Raw genomic sequence first — 14,524 nt, forward strand, 5'->3', positions numbered from 1 at the left:
GACATGCTGTGGGATGCCCTGACGCTGCAGCTTGGTTACAACGCCACGCTGGTCGCCGTCGGTGCGACCTTGCTGGGCGTTTCCGCTGGAGTGACCGGAACATTCCTGTTCCTGCGCAAACGGGCTCTGGTGAGCGACGCGATCAGTCACGCCACCTTGCCCGGTGTCTGCATCGCCTTCATGCTGATGGTTGCGTTCGGCGGCGACGGGCGCAACCTGATCGGGCTGCTGGCGGGATCGGCAGTGTCCGCCTGGATCGGCTTGTTGTGCATGAACTGGCTGACCGGGCGCACCCGCCTGGCCGAGGACGCGGCCATCGGATCCGTGCTTTCCGTGTTCTTTGGCTTTGGCGTCGTTCTGCTGACGGTGATTCAAACCATGGGTATGGGCCGTCAGGCCGGACTCGAAGGCTTTCTCCTCGGGTCCACGGCCGGAATGCTCTGGGCCGATGCGCTGATCATCGCGACCGGCGGCGCAGCCACCCTCGCTCTGGTGATGCTGATCCGCCGACCGATGATGCTGGTCGCGTTCGACCCGGAATACGCTGCGGCCCGCGGTTTGCCGGTGGCCCGGATCGACCTTGCGATGATGGGTCTGGTCATGGCGGTGACGGTCGTCGGCCTCAAGATCGTGGGCCTGATCCTGATCGTGGCCTTGTTGATCATTCCACCTGTCACCGCCCGGTTCTGGTCCGAACGGTCGGACCGCGTCGTGCTGCTGAGCGGTGCGGCCGGCGGTCTGGCCGGGTATCTCGGTGCCGCGATATCGGCCTCGGCGCCGAACCTGCCGACCGGCCCGATCATCGTTCTGGTCAGCTTCGGCTTCTTCGTTCTGTCATTGCTGCTCGCGCCCGTGCGCGGCGTTCTGGCGGCGGTGCTTCGGCATGTCCGGTTCCAGCGCCGCGTGCACATGCGTCAGGGCCTGCTGGCGCTGGCGCAGGGGCAGACGATCTACGAACCGCTGACCCTGCGGCTGTTGCGCCACGCCGGGCTGGTCCGCGCCGACGGGGTTCCGACCGACGCCGGCCGCGCCCGCGCCGCCAAGGCGCTGCGCGACGAAAAAAGGTGGGAAGTCGTCCGCGCGGATCTGGCGCACGAGGCGACGGCGGCGCTCTATGACGGGTTGCGGGACATCGAAACGGTTCTGACCGGCGACCAGATCGCAGAAATCGACCGGCGAATCGGTGGTCCGCAGGAGGTGCGGCCGTGAGCGGAGAAGAGTTTGTCCCCCTGTCGCTGACCCCGCTTCTGATCGGCATCTTCGCCGCCGTGGCCTGCGCCCTGCCCGGAAACTTTCTGGTTTTGCGCAAGCAGGCCCTGATCGGGGATGCGATCAGCCATGTGGTGCTTCCCGGCATCGTCGTGGCCTTTCTGCTGACCGGCGTGATCGCGGCTTGGCCCATGATGCTGGGGGCGGCCGGTGCGGCGCTTCTGGCGGTGGTTCTGATCGAGGCGGTCCGCCGCCTGGGCCAGATCGAACCCGGCGCCGCCATGGGCGTGGTCTTTACCGCCATGTTTGCCGCCGGTGTCCTGCTGTTGGAACAGACCGACACCTCGACCGTGCATCTTGACGTGGAACACGCGCTTTATGGCAACCTCGAAAGCCTGATCTGGCTGGACGCAACCGGGTGGTCCTCGCTCCTCGATCCGCAGGCGTTGCGCGCGTTGCCTGCGGAATTGCCGCGCATGGCGCTGACCCTGATCGCCGTAAGCCTGTTTACCTGGCTGCTGTGGCGACCGCTCAAGATCTCGACCTTCGACGAGGGTTTCGCGCGCACCATCGGCCTCCGGACCAACCTGTTGGGCCTGGCCCTGGTGGTCGTGGCGGCGATCGCCGCCGTGGCGGCCTTTGATGCGGTCGGCTCGATCATCGTGATCGCCATGTTCATCTGCCCGCCCGCCGCAGCACGGATGATGACCAACCGGCTGGAACGGCAGGTGGCCTGGAGCGTCGTATTCGCAATCGTATCGGCAGTGTCGGGGTACGTCCTGGCCGGATATGGTCCGCTGTGGATCGGCGGCACGGATGCCGTCAGCGCCGCCGGCATGATCGCCACCATGTCCGGCCTGATTCTCGCTGTCGCTGCAAAGTTCGGACCCTGCCGGAACCGATCCGGAGCGCCCGGACAGGCTTGACCGGCATGATCCTGCCGTCTGGACCCGAGGGCAATCGGCCAAACCCCGCCAAAAATCCGGCACCGGAATTTGTTAAGCTGTCTTTATGAAAATTCTGTGATGATGTCCGGTCATCGGAAGGGGACGACAGTTCACCCACCACTCACAATACGCGCCCGGCCTGGCCCGCGTTCGGTATCGTCGCAAGCATTGACGACAGCGAATTGCGACAGCCGGGCGCGTTCGTTCCCGGCAAGGAAACCGGTGGCAGAATCGTCTGCTCACATGCTAGGTATAGGGGTATGGCACGCCCAAACCCCAATATCAGCGAAGACCGGCCAATAATCCGCCAACTCGATGAGGCTGCGATCAACCGTATCGCGGCGGGCGAAGTGGTCGAGCGTCCGGCTTCGGCAGTCAAGGAACTGGTCGAGAACGCGATCGACGCGGGCGCCACGAGAATCGCGATCGACATGGCTGATGGCGGCAAGACCCTGATCCGGGTCGCCGACGATGGCTGCGGGATCGCCGCGCCGGATCTGCCGCTGGCACTGGCACGCCACGCGACATCCAAGATCGACGGGTCGGACCTGCTGAACATCCGGACTTTCGGGTTTCGTGGCGAAGCGCTGCCTTCACTGGGCGCCGTGGGCCGCCTGACGATCACCAGCCGTGTGCACGGAGCCGAGGCGGCCTCGATCCGCGTTTCGGGCGGCAAGATGGAGCCTGTCAAACCCGCGGCGCTGCGCGCCGGAACGGTCGTCGAACTCCGCGATCTGTTTCATGCCACGCCGGCCCGGCTGAAATTCATGCGCACGGACCGGGCCGAGGCGCAGGCCATCGCCGACACGGTCAAACGGCTCGCCATGGCGGAACCCGCGATCACGTTCACGCTGCGCGACACTTCCGGCGGGGGCGAAGGCCGTTTCGTGTTCCGGGCCGATCGGGAAAACGGCGACCTTTTCGATGCGCTGCACACGCGGCTGGGCCGTATCCTAGGCCGCGAGTTCGCCGAAAATGCCCTGAAGATCGACGCCACCCGTGATGGCATCCGGCTGTTTGGCTATGCCGCGCTGCCCACCTATTCGCGCGGAGCCGCGGTTGCGCAATACGTCTTTGTCAATGGCCGTCCTGTCCGGGACAAGATGCTGACCGGCGCACTGCGCGCCGCCTATTTCGACTTTCTCAGCCGAGACCGGCACCCGGCCGCGGCTCTGTTTCTGGACTGCGATCCGACCCTGGTCGACGTGAACGTCCACCCCGCCAAGTCCGAAGTGCGCTTTCGTGATCCGGGCATTGCACGCGGCCTGATCGTTTCGGCCCTGCGCCATGCGCTGGCCGAGGCAGGGCATCGCGCATCGTCTACCGTGGCCAGTGCGACGCTGGGCGCCTTGCGGCCCGCGGCACCGGATGCGCGTCCGGCGCGCGTCTACCAGATGGACCGACCGTCGGCCGGTGCGCGTCAGACCGCGTATCAGGCACAAGCGCCGGGCTTCGCCGAGCTTTCGGGTCATTTCAGCGGTCAGGTTGTAGATACCGTGCGCCCCCTGCCGGGCGATGAGCCGGCACCGGCTGAAGCGAAACCCGAGGACTATCCGCTTGGTGCCGCGCGCGCGCAGGTGCACCAGAACTACATCATCGCGCAAACCACGGACGGCATGGTCATCGTCGATCAGCACGCCGCGCACGAGCGGTTGGTCTACGAAAAACTCAAACGCCAGTTGTCCGACACCGGCGTGGCCGCGCAAGCATTGCTGATCCCCGAGATCGTAGAGCTTTCCGACGGCGACTGTGCCCGGCTGCTCGAAATGGCCGACGATCTTTCCAGGCTGGGCCTCACCATCGAGCCCTTTGGCGGCAATGCCATCGCGGTGCGTGAAACGCCGGCCATTCTGGGCGAGGTCGACGCCCGGGCCATGATCCTGGACATATTGGACGAACTTTCGGATCAGGACGAAAGCCAGACGGTGCGCGCACGGATCGACGCGATCCTCAGCCGCGTGGCCTGCCATGGGTCGGTCCGCTCGGGGCGCCGGATGCATGCCGACGAGATGAACGCCCTGCTGCGGGAAATGGAGACAACACCCCATTCGGGCCAATGCAACCACGGACGCCCGACTTATGTGGAACTGAAGCTCGCAGATATCGAGCGTCTGTTCGGGCGCAGTTGATCCGGCGTTCGGATAGCGATAGAACAGAAAACAAAACGAGAACAAAACGACCGTGATGATCGAATTGGCAGGCAATGTGTATTCCCTCGAGGATCCTCGGCTGTTGGCCGCCTTGGCTGGTGTGGTGCTGGCGTTCTCGATCCTGTTGCTTCTGTTTCTCGCGCTGCGCGCCGCAAATCGCTCGGCGCGTATGGCGGAACCCCTGTCACGGCAAATGGCCGTTCTGGCTCAGAACGTTCAGCAGCTGGGCCTTGGGCAGGAACAGCTGCGCGGCGGTCTTCAGCACGTTTCGGACACGCAGGCGAATGCACAGGTGCAGATGGTTCAGACGGTCGAGTCGCGACTGTCTGCAGTGCAGCAGCACATGAACGACCGGCTGGCCGACAACGCCATGAAATCGGCCCGCGCGCTGGCCGAGATGCAGGAGCGGATGAAGGAAACCCTGCACGGAACGTCCAAGCAGACCGCTACATCGCTGACTCAGTTGCAGGAACGGCTGGCCGCCATCGACAAGGCACAGGACAACATCACCAAGTTGTCGGGTGACGTGCTGAGCCTGCAGGACATCCTGTCGAACAAGCAGACACGGGGCGCGTTCGGAGAGATTCAGTTGAACGACATCGTTTCCAAGGCCCTGCCGTCGGACAGCTACACGCTTCAGGCAACGCTGGCCAACGGCAAGCGCGCGGACTGCCTGATCCATCTTCCGAATCCGCCCGGCCCGATCGTGATCGACAGCAAGTTCCCGCTGGAATCCTATGAGGCGTTGCGCCGCGCGGAAACACAGGCGCAGATGCAGGAGGCGGCGCGGATGATGAAATCCGCCCTGCGGACGCATATCAGGGCGATTTCCGAAAAATACATCGTCGAAGGCGAAACCGCGGACGGCGCGCTTCTGTTTCTACCGTCCGAAGCGGTTTACGCCGAATTGCACGCCAATTTCGCGGAAATCGTGCGCGAAGGTTTCGCGGCCAGAGTCTGGATCGTGTCTCCGACCACCTGCATGGCGACGCTGAACACGATGCGGGCGATCCTCAAGGATGCGCGGATGCGCGAACAGGCTGGCGCCATACGGCGCGAACTGGGTTTGCTGCACAAGGATGTGGAGCGGTTGGGCGAAAGGGTCTCGAACCTGGACCGCCATTTCGGACAGGCGGCCAAGGATATTGCCGAGATCAAGATCAGCGCCGACAAGGCCGGGCGCCGCGCCCAGCGGCTGGACCATTTCGATTTCGAGGAATTGGCGCCGGAAGAAACGGGGCAAATCGTATCACTTACGAAACCCGACCGCCAAGGTTAGTCCGATGCGCGCCACGATGGCAGACGCCGCCGCCCCGCTGCTTTTCGATGCCGAGAAACGTGCCGAGCGTCTGGCGGGTCTGTTGCGCATGGCCGTTGCCGCGGGCCTGGGCCTCACCTTCCTGCTGGTGGTCGGCCCGCAAGCCGAGTCTGCCGACGCGGTTCTGTGGAAGCAGTGGGTCTATGCCGCGATCGGAATGGCCGGGTATTTTCTGTTGGGTTTGTTTGGCTGGCTAGTGGCGCGCAGCCGACATTATCGGACCTGGATGGTTTGGCCGGTCGCCGCCGGCGATTGTCTGTTCGTGCTGTCCGGTCTGTGGATGAGCGTTGGCAATGTCGGCGCCGGATCGGCCGTCACGCTGGCCTACCCTTCGGCCTGGCTGGTGCCACTGGTCCTAGCTTTCGGGGCGCTTCGAGTGGACCCGCGCGTATTGTGGGCAATGACTGTTTGCCTTGTTGCGGGGCTGGGTTGGTTGATCGCATCGCAGATTGGCGAATGGCCGGTTCAGGCAAGCGTTCTTGAACGGATTACACCATTTTTTGCACCCCCGCCCAACATGATGCGCCTGACCATGATCGCGGTCGCCGGTGCCGTCCTGGCCGTGGCGGCAGCGCGCACGCGGGTCTTGCTGATGCGCTCCATCGACGAAGCCAACCGCCGCGCCAATCTGACCCGGTACCTGCCCGCGCAACTGGCGGATGACCTCGGCGAAGCTGGATTGGCCGCAATGCAGAGGGGAACGCGTCAGGATGCGGGCTTGCTCTTCATCGACATCCGCGGCTTCACGGGCATGACACAGGAAATGCCGCCGCAGGCGGTTTCCCGGTTCGTGTCCGAGTACCGGCGCAGAGTATCCGCGGTGGCGCGCGAAACCGGCGGCATCATCGACAAGTTCATGGGGGACGCCGTGTTGATCGTCTTCTCCGGTCAGGGCGCCGCTGAAAGGTGCCTGCGCTGCGGAGTGGCCCTGCGCGAGGAGATTTCGAACTGGTCGCAGGATCGCCGATCGCAAGGGCACGCACCGGTTCGGGTCGGTATCGGTCTGCACTGGGGCGAGGTCTTTAGCGGGGTTGTCGGAGACAGCGATCGCCTGGAATATTCGGTCTTTGGTGACGCCGTAAACATCGCCGCCAGGTTGGAGAGCCTGACCCGCGATCTGGGTCTGGACCTGATCGCGTCGCGTGACTTGATAGCTGCAGCGAAGACGACTCCGCAAAACTGGGGCATGGAGATGCTGGAACCGGTTGCCGTGCGCGGGCGCGAAGGCAAGCTGTCGCTGGCCGGACTGCCGCCCGGAGACACCCGGTATTCTGGCTCGACGGTCAACGCGGAGTCCGGTGCTTGATTAAGAGCATCCGAGCCGTTGCGCCGGGCCGGATTGACCACGTGTGGCCGTTGCGCCCGATCACTAAAACCCTCGCGCTGCCCAGCGATCGGCTCCAGGCAGGGCGGACGTTCTGAAAGTGCTGGAACCGCGCTCTTTTATTGGATCGACAGATCCACGTTGTAACCGACCGTCTTGCCGGTATCCCGGTCGTTTCCCATTAGATAGACGCGGATCGTGTAGTCGCCGGACTCCGGCAGATCGACCGTGGTGCTGTTCCCGTTTATCGAACTGTTGTAGATCGCCACCCCGTCGCTGCCCGGCGGCAGGATGTTGAAATACGCTGTACCGTTTCCGTTTGTGTCCGCGACGGCCAATTCCACGAACATCTTCTGTCCGGCCTGCGCGCCAAGCTTGTAGTCGAAATATTCGTCACCCGTGATTGTACCGCTGACCATGGTGCCATAGTTGCCCTGCTGGAAGTGCACATCGGCCGACATCTGCGCCCAAGCGGGCACACCGATTGAAAGGGCCGCGACGATCGAAGTAACGAAACGCTTCATTTAAATCCCCTTTTTGGTTCGAGCGGCGGTTTCTTAACTTTGCGACATATCCATAGCACAGTCTGCGCTCAGATACGCAGGAAAGGCTGGACCAGGCGGGGGATCAGGCTGTTGAACCGCAGCGGCGCGTCCGTCACGGCCAGGCAGATGCAGTCTTCGCCGACATCGGCCACAGGCGTGTGTTCCAGGTCTTCATCGGCAATCTCCACATCGCCGCGGGCGAAACGATCCACTTCGTCGGAAAACGCCCCTTGCAAGACCATCGTCAATTCCATTCCCCGATGACCGTGATCCGGCACCGCGCATCCTGCTGGAATGAAGAGTAGCCGGGCCGAAGCCGCGTTGGATGTCGGCAAAATGGCTTGCTTTACGCCCATTCCGATCGGCTTCCAACGGATATCCTTGACGGTTCCGCCGACATAGTCCTGCAGGGGCGTCGGAAGAACGTCACATTTTCTGTCGGTGGATTTGCGGTCGCCCTGACCTTTCTGGATCAGCGCCAAGGTCGCGGACAGAGCGTCGTCCGCCAGCGGAACGGCCTCGTCCTGTTCGGCAATGATCGCGCCGCCGACCGCGTCAAACGCCTCGGCCTGGGCACGGCAGTGATCGCACAGCGAAAGGTGCGTTGCCACCATCAGGTTGAACGCCTCGGGAAGTGTGCCCGCCGAATAGGCCATCAGCAGGTCTTCGGTCAGGTGGTGTCTGATCTTGTCTGTCATCGTCGTCTCATTTCATCTGATGGCGCAGGCGATCCAGCGCCAGTCTGATCCGGGACTTGATCGTTCCAAGCGGCAATCCGGTTTGAGCGGCGATCTCGCGATGGCTCAGATCCCCGAAATATGCCTTTTCGATCAACTCCCTTTGCGCTTTCGGCAGCGCCTTCATGGCACTGCGCAATCGCGCGGTTTCCTGTTGCAACGCAACGACCTGATCCTGTTCCGGTTCCGCCTCTGGACCCCAGGTCAGTTCCTCGGGTTCCGGCCGACGCTGCTTTCGCAACAGATCGATGCGTTTGTTCCTCGCGATGGTGAACACCCAAGTTGCGACGGTAGCGCGGCTGGGATCGAACATATGGGACTTGTGCCAGAGCGTGGCCATGACTTCCTGCGCGCACTCTTCGGCCATGGCGGGATCCGAGCCTGAGCGGATCAGAAATGCCTTCACCCGCGGCGCAAAGTGCGCAAACAGCTCGGCGAAAGCCGATTGATCCTGCGCTTCATGAATCCGCCGGATATGGGCAATCCACTCGCCCTGCGATCTACACCCGTCCCGTGTCGTATTCACCGGTTTCCTTCCGGTCAGCTTCTTCCTCTCTCGACGACCGAATTGGTTCGGCACAGTCGTCACGGCGCCATCTGCAAATGCGGTGTCGGTTTCATCAAACATAATCAGTTTACGCATCGCGTCCAAAGATGGATCAGCCCCGTGCGATTTTTTTCTCATCCAATTGTCATTCGCCGCCGTATCTTTGGAAAAACTTCAATCGGAGATACGGATGCCTTTTGAACAAGGTGCTGGGGCGACGCGGAAAATCGCGGTCATCGGTGGTGGAATATCCGGGATGGGGGCGGCCAATCTGCTGGCCGATCAACATCGTGTCACACTTTTCGAGGCCGAACCGCGGCTGGGCGGGCATGCCCGAACCAAACTGGCAGGTAAGAACGGCGATCAACCGGTCGACACCGGATTCATCGTCTTCAACAAGGTGACATATCCCAATCTCGTGCAATTGTTCGATCGCCTCGATGTGCCGATCACCGAAAGCAAGATGACATTCGGCGTGTCGGCACGCGGCGGGGCCGTGGAATATGCGCTGCATGGGGCAGACGCCTTGTTCGCTCAACGGCGCAACCTGTTGCAGCCCAGCTTTCTGCGCATGGTCCGCGATCTGTTTCGCTTCAATGCGCGCGCCATCCGGTACTCGAATGACCGTTCGCTGACCGTGGGCGATCTTTTGGACCGCCTGAAGATGGGAACATGGTTTCGCTCCTATTACCTTGAACCGTTTTCGGGTGCGATCTGGTCAACCCCCAAGGAAAAGATTCAGGAGTTCCCGGCGCATGCCATGATCCGGTTCTTCGAAAACCATCTGCTGCTGGACAGCTGGCGCGAGCACCAGTGGTACACGGTCAAGGGCGGATCGGTGGAATACGTCCGACGACTCGAGGCCGCGATGTGTCGCAAGGGCGTCGAAATCCGTTGCGGAATCCCGATTCGCGGTGTTCGGCGAACACCATTGGGACCGCAGGTCAAGGCCGTGGGCGGCGAATGGGAGCAATTCGACGAGGTGGTGTTCGCCACCCACTCGGACGATACTCTGGCGCTGCTGTCCGATCCGTCGCCGCGGGAACGCGCAACCCTGAGCGCAATCCGGTATCAGGCGAACGATGTCGTGCTGCACGCCGACCCTTCGCTGATGCCAAAGCGCCGCAAGTGCTGGGCAAGCTGGGTCCATACCGAGGACGCGACACCCAATTCCAGCCGGATCGACATCACCTATTGGATGAACTCCTTGCAGCCGATCCCGCATGATGATCCGATGTTCGTGACCCTGAACTCTCGCCGCCGTATCCGCGAGGACTTGATCTATGACGAGGCGGTGTTCCGTCATCCCGTTTTTGACCTGGCGGCGCTGAAGGCGCAGGAAGAAATCGCGGGTTTCAATGGGGCCAATGCGACCTGGTTCTGCGGGGCGTGGATGCGCAACGGATTTCACGAAGACGGATTGGCCAGTGCGGTGAGCGTGGTCGAAGCCATGAACCGCGCGGGCACGCTTCAGGTCGCGGCGGAATGAACGGGATCGAACACATACCGGCCCACACGTTCCACGGGCGAAAGGGGCAGATTGCGAACGCCTTTCGTTATTCGGTGGACTACGTGCTGCTTGATCCCGAAGCCATCCAGCGGGCCCCGCGGCTCTTTTCGCGCAACCGCGCGAACGTGATGAGCGTCCGCGATCGGGACCATGGCGGCGAACCAGGCGAGGGAAGCGGCGCAACGTGGCTGCGACAGGTCTTTTCGGAGTTCCAGTTGCCGCAACCTGCCCGGATCGAGTTGCTGACACAGCCGCGTGTCCTGGGTCACGTCTTCAACCCGGTAAGCTTCTGGTTCTGTTTCGATACCGAAGAGGCGCTTTTTGCCGTCGTTGCCGAAGTCACGAATACTTACGGCACCAGGCACAGCTACATCTGCCACAATGTCGGGCTGAGTCCGATCCGCCCGACCGATCGCCTCAGGGCAAGAAAGCTGCTGCATGTCTCGCCGTTTCAGCCGCGCGACGGCGATTACACCTTTCGTTTCGACCTGCGCGACGACCGTGTGGGCGTCTGGATCGACTATGGGCGAGAGCGCGGCGGCCTCATCGCGACCCTGACCGGCCGTCGCCAGAACCTGACCAACCGCGCGATCCTTTGGTCGCTGATGCGACGGCCATTCGGGGCGCGCAGAGTCCTGGCCTTGATTCATTGGCAGGCGCTGAAACTCTGGATCAAAGGCGCCGGGTTCCGCCCGGAACCTACACCGAACAAACCGCATGTGAGCAGGGGATGACAGTGACCGTGGCGCATATCAGCTCGGGGCGACGCCTTTCGGCCTATGCCGGTTTTGCCGCCATGCTCGCCGCTGCCGGCCTGCCGCTGTATATTCACGCTCCGAAATTCTATGTCGATGAATATGGCGTCAGCCTTGCCGCGCTTGGCGGCGTCCTGTTCGGGCTGCGATTGCTGGACGTGGTTCAGGATCCACTGCTGGGCCGGCTGGCCGAACGCACCAAATCCCAACGCGCATTCACCGTGGCGGTCGCCGTCGCGATCCTTGTCGTGGGTATGCTGGGGCTGTTCCTGGTCGCGCCTCCGACTGCTCCGATCCTGTGGTTCGCCCTCATGTTGACGCTGGTGTTCTCGTCCTTCAGCTATCTGACGATCTGTTTTTATGCCCAAGGGGTATCGAAGGCCGATGACATCGGCACCGGGGGGCATTTGCAGGTCGCGCGATGGCGCGAGACCGGCGCCCTGGCGGGCATTTGCCTGACCGCCGTGGCTCCGGTGGTGCTTTTTCAGGTCGCGTCGGAACCTTTTGCCGCCTTCGCTCTGATCTTCGCCTTTGTGGCCATTCTTGCCTTGATTGCAATGAACGCGGAGTGGCGCGGAGGACACCCGCCGGCATCCATCGGGTTCGCTCCAATCCTGAACGACCGGGTGTCGCGCCGTCTGCTGACAATCGCCTTTCTGAACGCGGCTCCGGTCGCGGTGTCATCAACGCTTTTTCTGTTTTTCGTGGAAAGCCGCCTGGGCGCGGCTGGCGCGGAAGGCATGCTGCTGCTCCTGTTCTTTCTTTCGGCCGCCCTGGCCGCACCGGTCTGGAGCAAGCTGGCCGAACGCCATGGAACGAAACGTGTCCTGATCATCGCAATGGTGATGTCGATCTCTGCCTTCGCATGGGCGCTTGGTTTGGGCGATGGCGACGTGGTGCCATTTGCCTTGATCTGCATGGCCTCCGGCGCGGCCTTGGGCGCTGACATGACCCTTTTGCCTGCCTTGTTCGCTGCCCGTATGGCCCGCATCAACCCGTCCGCATCCGAAGGATTCGGGTTGTGGTCGTTCATGTCGAAACTCACCCTCGCCGTTGCGGCGGCGATACTTCTGCCCGCGCTGGACGCGGCAGGGTTTGCCGCCGGAACCCAAAACCCACCTCAGGCGCTGGCGCTCTTGACGCTGTTCTATGCCGCGTTGCCATGCGTCCTGAAAGCCGTCGCCCTTGTCCTGCTGGCGACAACCGATCTGAAGGAAATCTGACCCATGGACCCACTTGTATTTGCACTGTTCGGCGGCGCCACCGTCTTGGGCGCGGGCATGACCGCGCAGCGTTTTCTAGGATTCTCCGGTCAAAAACCCGAGCACTATGCCGGTTCCCAACCGCAGTTCGACCTGCGTACACACCTGAATGGCCCGATTTCCTGCGAAGGCGTGATTTACGGCCCGGTCGGGCGGGTTTCCTCGCGGTTTTCAGGCGACTTCCATGCCGAATGGCGCGGAAATGTCGGCACCATGACCGAACATTTCATCTATGACACCGGTAACACGCAGGACCGCAAATGGCACCTGAAACTCGGCAATGACGGGCGAATCGAGGCCGATGCGAGCGATGTCATCGGTACGGGCCGTGGCCAGCAGATGGGTTCGGCAGTGCAGCTGAAGTATCGGATTCGTCTGCCGGAAAGCGCCGGCAGCCATGTGCTCGACGTGGTGGACTGGATGTATCTGACGCCCGGAAATGTCATCATGAACCGCTCGCAGTTCCGCAAGTTCGGGATCAAGGTCGCCGAACTCGTCGCCGTGATGCGCCCGACCAAACGGGACCATCGGGCGGCATGAGGCAATGGGCGGGCAAACGCTACTGGCTGGTCGGAGCAAGCGAGGGGCTGGGGGCCGCGCTCGCACGGGTAATGAGTCCGGCCGGTGCGCATCTGATACTGTCCGCTCGATCTGAATCCAGACTGAAAGACGTTGCAAAGAACCTTCCGGGGCCGTGCACCGTTTTGCCGATGGACGTGGCCGACGATGAAAGCGTGAGGGTCGCGGGCCGGGAGTTGGGAGAGGTTGACGGGGTTGTGTACCTGGCCGGGCTATATTGGCCGCTCCTGGCGCAGGACTGGAACCAAGCGCAGGCCACCGCCATGGCGGATGTCAACTTCACCGGCCTCGTTCGGGTGCTTGGCGCCTGTGTACCCGGCATGGTCTCGCGAAATTCGGGACATGTCGTGATCACCGGATCGCTGTCGGGGTTCCGGGGATTGCCCGGCGCCATCGGCTATGCCGCATCCAAGGCCGGCTGCATGTCTCTGGCCGAGTGTATGCATGCCGATCTCAGACACAGCGGGGTCGATGTTCAGTTGGTCAATCCGGGGTTCATTCGGACCCGGCTGACCGAGAAGAACGATTTCGACATGCCTTTCATCATGGAACCCGAAGACGCTGCGCGAAGGATGTTCGCGCATATGAACTCGCACCGATTCAAGTGCAACTTCCCGACCGGCTTTTCCTGGCTGTTCCGTGCTTCGCAGGTATTGCCGGACTGGCTCTACTACCGCTTGTTTGCTTAAGATCAAGGACGCTTGGCCGCGGGCCTGATTGTGATGGGCTTGAATGAGCGGACAGAGGAGTTTGGGAGATGCTTGAGATTTCACCGCGGAAGGTGGCGCAGGTGGCCCTGATGGGCCGGGAACTGGAACGCGCCGAAGGCGAGTTGCGCGCTTTCATCGACAGGATGAGCGAGGACGAACAGGCCGAACTCGTCGCGATCATGTGGATCGGTCGGGAAAGCTTCTTTGCCGAAGACCTGCAGGAGGCCATCGCCACCGCACGGGCCGAAGCCTCGACCCCATGCGCCGACTATCTGATCGGCACCCCGCATCTGTCCGACCATCTTGAGAATGGCCTCGACGCGCTGGGAATCTCTGCCGAAGACGTCGAGAACGACCTGATGTAGGCACCGGCACATCGTCGGTTTGAAAGCCGGCGCTTGCGTCGGCTTTTGCGTTCAACGCCGGGCCTGAGCCTACCCGTTTCGGGGACTCAAGCCCTGACACGCTCGGACGAAGGATCGTACATCGGCTTCAGGGATGCTTCGGCCCTGACCTTCGTGCCACAGACGTCGATCTCATAGGTCGAACCCAGGACATCCGCCGCCGTTTGGCCTTGGCACGGAACATATCCCATACCGATGGCTGCGCCGAGGTGGTGCCCGTAGTTGCCGGAGCTGAGATAGCCCACATATTCGCCATCCCGTATGATCGGTTCATTGTGGAACAGCAGAGGCTCGGGATCAGACAATCTGAACTGAACCATGCGGTATTCCGGTCCGCTTTCCTTGCGCTTGGCAACGGCGGCCTTGCCGATGAAGTCAGGCTTGGACAGATCCACCGCAAAGCCAAGCCCCGCGTCGATCACGTTGTCCTCGCATGTGATGTCATGCCCGAAGTGGCGGAACGCCTTTTCGATGCGGCAACTGTCCATCATGTGCATACCACAGAGTTTCAGGCCCATGTCCTGACC

At 62.3% G+C, this 14,524-nt stretch carries 15 protein-coding genes; 11 read left to right on the plus strand and 4 right to left on the minus strand.

Annotated features, from left to right (window positions below):
* Positions 1-3: 3 nt before the first annotated feature.
* The 5 genes from AC2FNJ_RS08905 (at position 4) to AC2FNJ_RS08925 (ending at position 6,930) form a co-directional block, all read left to right on the plus strand.
* Positions 4-1,209: a metal ABC transporter permease gene (locus AC2FNJ_RS08905; protein ID WP_496763872.1), complete on the plus strand. Its 1,206-nt coding sequence runs from the start codon at positions 4-6 to the stop codon at positions 1,207-1,209.
* The gene (locus AC2FNJ_RS08910) at positions 1,206-2,135 is read left to right on the plus strand and encodes a metal ABC transporter permease (RefSeq protein ID WP_496763873.1); all 930 of its coding nucleotides are present in this window, start codon (positions 1,206-1,208) and stop codon (positions 2,133-2,135) included. Before AC2FNJ_RS08905 ends, AC2FNJ_RS08910 begins: the two co-directional genes overlap by 4 nt.
* A gap of 281 nt (positions 2,136-2,416) precedes the next feature.
* Positions 2,417-4,285, plus strand: coding sequence for a DNA mismatch repair endonuclease MutL (gene mutL, locus AC2FNJ_RS08915; protein ID WP_496763874.1), 1,869 nt, complete (start codon positions 2,417-2,419; stop codon positions 4,283-4,285).
* 55 nt (positions 4,286-4,340) lie between these two features.
* Positions 4,341-5,585, plus strand: coding sequence for a DNA recombination protein RmuC (locus tag AC2FNJ_RS08920; protein ID WP_496763875.1), 1,245 nt, complete (start codon positions 4,341-4,343; stop codon positions 5,583-5,585).
* A gap of 4 nt (positions 5,586-5,589) precedes the next feature.
* Positions 5,590-6,930: an adenylate/guanylate cyclase domain-containing protein gene (locus tag AC2FNJ_RS08925; protein WP_496763876.1), complete on the plus strand. Its 1,341-nt coding sequence runs from the start codon at positions 5,590-5,592 to the stop codon at positions 6,928-6,930.
* A 137-nt stretch (positions 6,931-7,067) separates the two neighbouring features.
* Here the strand turns inward: AC2FNJ_RS08925 and AC2FNJ_RS08930 are convergent, their stop codons facing one another.
* The 3 genes from AC2FNJ_RS08930 to AC2FNJ_RS08940 all read right to left on the minus strand — a co-directional run bounded on the left by AC2FNJ_RS08930 (position 7,068) and on the right by AC2FNJ_RS08940 (position 8,858).
* Positions 7,068-7,472: a hypothetical protein gene (locus AC2FNJ_RS08930; protein ID WP_496763877.1), complete on the minus strand. Its 405-nt coding sequence runs from the start codon at positions 7,470-7,472 to the stop codon at positions 7,068-7,070.
* Between the two features lie 68 nt (positions 7,473-7,540).
* Positions 7,541-8,191 (minus strand): ChrR family anti-sigma-E factor, encoded by a 651-nt coding sequence (locus AC2FNJ_RS08935; protein ID WP_496763878.1) that lies wholly within the window; start codon positions 8,189-8,191, stop codon positions 7,541-7,543.
* 7 nt (positions 8,192-8,198) lie between these two features.
* Positions 8,199-8,858 carry a sigma-70 family RNA polymerase sigma factor gene (locus tag AC2FNJ_RS08940; RefSeq protein ID WP_496763879.1) on the minus strand — a complete coding sequence of 220 codons (660 nt, stop codon included), beginning with the start codon at positions 8,856-8,858 and terminating at the stop codon, positions 8,199-8,201.
* Positions 8,859-8,967: 109 nt separating this feature from the next.
* Here AC2FNJ_RS08940 and AC2FNJ_RS08945 point away from each other — a divergent pair, with 109 nt between their 5' ends.
* The 6 genes from AC2FNJ_RS08945 to AC2FNJ_RS08970 all read left to right on the plus strand — a co-directional run bounded on the left by AC2FNJ_RS08945 (position 8,968) and on the right by AC2FNJ_RS08970 (position 13,958).
* Entirely contained in the window at positions 8,968-10,266 is a 1,299-nt protein-coding gene (locus tag AC2FNJ_RS08945; protein ID WP_496763880.1) for an NAD(P)/FAD-dependent oxidoreductase, read from the plus strand.
* Positions 10,263-11,021 carry a DUF1365 domain-containing protein gene (locus tag AC2FNJ_RS08950; protein WP_496763881.1) on the plus strand — a complete coding sequence of 253 codons (759 nt, stop codon included), beginning with the start codon at positions 10,263-10,265 and terminating at the stop codon, positions 11,019-11,021. The genes AC2FNJ_RS08945 and AC2FNJ_RS08950 overlap by 4 nt, the downstream gene beginning before the upstream one ends.
* Positions 11,018-12,265, plus strand: coding sequence for an MFS transporter (locus AC2FNJ_RS08955; RefSeq protein ID WP_496763882.1), 1,248 nt, complete (start codon positions 11,018-11,020; stop codon positions 12,263-12,265). Before AC2FNJ_RS08950 ends, AC2FNJ_RS08955 begins: the two co-directional genes overlap by 4 nt.
* A gap of 3 nt (positions 12,266-12,268) precedes the next feature.
* A complete protein-coding gene (locus AC2FNJ_RS08960) occupies positions 12,269-12,844 on the plus strand; it encodes a DUF3833 domain-containing protein (RefSeq protein ID WP_496763883.1) in 576 nt (191 codons plus the stop codon).
* Complete coding sequence (locus AC2FNJ_RS08965; protein ID WP_496763884.1) at positions 12,841-13,572, plus strand: SDR family NAD(P)-dependent oxidoreductase; 732 nt, start codon at positions 12,841-12,843, stop codon at positions 13,570-13,572. The genes AC2FNJ_RS08960 and AC2FNJ_RS08965 overlap by 4 nt, the downstream gene beginning before the upstream one ends.
* A 68-nt stretch (positions 13,573-13,640) precedes the next feature.
* Complete coding sequence (locus AC2FNJ_RS08970; protein ID WP_496763885.1) at positions 13,641-13,958, plus strand: DUF3775 domain-containing protein; 318 nt, start codon at positions 13,641-13,643, stop codon at positions 13,956-13,958.
* Between the two features lie 86 nt (positions 13,959-14,044).
* Here AC2FNJ_RS08970 and AC2FNJ_RS08975 read toward each other — a convergent pair.
* Positions 14,045-14,524, minus strand: a 480-nt coding sequence (locus AC2FNJ_RS08975; RefSeq protein ID WP_496763886.1) for a glycine cleavage T C-terminal barrel domain-containing protein, incomplete at its 5' end; no start/stop codon positions are given.

This window comes from Ruegeria sp. BHSB196, from assembly GCF_059613135.1.

Bases quoted from the DNA above. Each gene is read 5' to 3' on its own strand.
- AC2FNJ_RS08905 (WP_496763872.1), top strand. From the start codon at position 4: ATGCTGTGGGATGCCCTGACGCTGCAGCTTGGTTACAACGCCACGCTG.
- mutL (WP_496763874.1), top strand. From the start codon at position 2,417: ATGGCACGCCCAAACCCCAATATCAGCGAAGACCGGCCAATAATCCGC.
- AC2FNJ_RS08920 (WP_496763875.1), top strand. From the start codon at position 4,341: ATGATCGAATTGGCAGGCAATGTGTATTCCCTCGAGGATCCTCGGCTG.
- AC2FNJ_RS08925 (WP_496763876.1), top strand. From the start codon at position 5,590: ATGCGCGCCACGATGGCAGACGCCGCCGCCCCGCTGCTTTTCGATGCC.
- AC2FNJ_RS08930 (WP_496763877.1), bottom strand. From the start codon at position 7,472: ATGAAGCGTTTCGTTACTTCGATCGTCGCGGCCCTTTCAATCGGTGTG.
- AC2FNJ_RS08935 (WP_496763878.1), bottom strand. From the start codon at position 8,191: ATGACAGACAAGATCAGACACCACCTGACCGAAGACCTGCTGATGGCC.
- AC2FNJ_RS08940 (WP_496763879.1), bottom strand. From the start codon at position 8,858: ATGTTTGATGAAACCGACACCGCATTTGCAGATGGCGCCGTGACGACT.
- AC2FNJ_RS08945 (WP_496763880.1), top strand. From the start codon at position 8,968: ATGCCTTTTGAACAAGGTGCTGGGGCGACGCGGAAAATCGCGGTCATC.
- AC2FNJ_RS08950 (WP_496763881.1), top strand. From the start codon at position 10,263: ATGAACGGGATCGAACACATACCGGCCCACACGTTCCACGGGCGAAAG.
- AC2FNJ_RS08955 (WP_496763882.1), top strand. From the start codon at position 11,018: ATGACAGTGACCGTGGCGCATATCAGCTCGGGGCGACGCCTTTCGGCC.
- AC2FNJ_RS08960 (WP_496763883.1), top strand. From the start codon at position 12,269: ATGGACCCACTTGTATTTGCACTGTTCGGCGGCGCCACCGTCTTGGGC.
- AC2FNJ_RS08965 (WP_496763884.1), top strand. From the start codon at position 12,841: ATGAGGCAATGGGCGGGCAAACGCTACTGGCTGGTCGGAGCAAGCGAG.
- AC2FNJ_RS08970 (WP_496763885.1), top strand. From the start codon at position 13,641: ATGCTTGAGATTTCACCGCGGAAGGTGGCGCAGGTGGCCCTGATGGGC.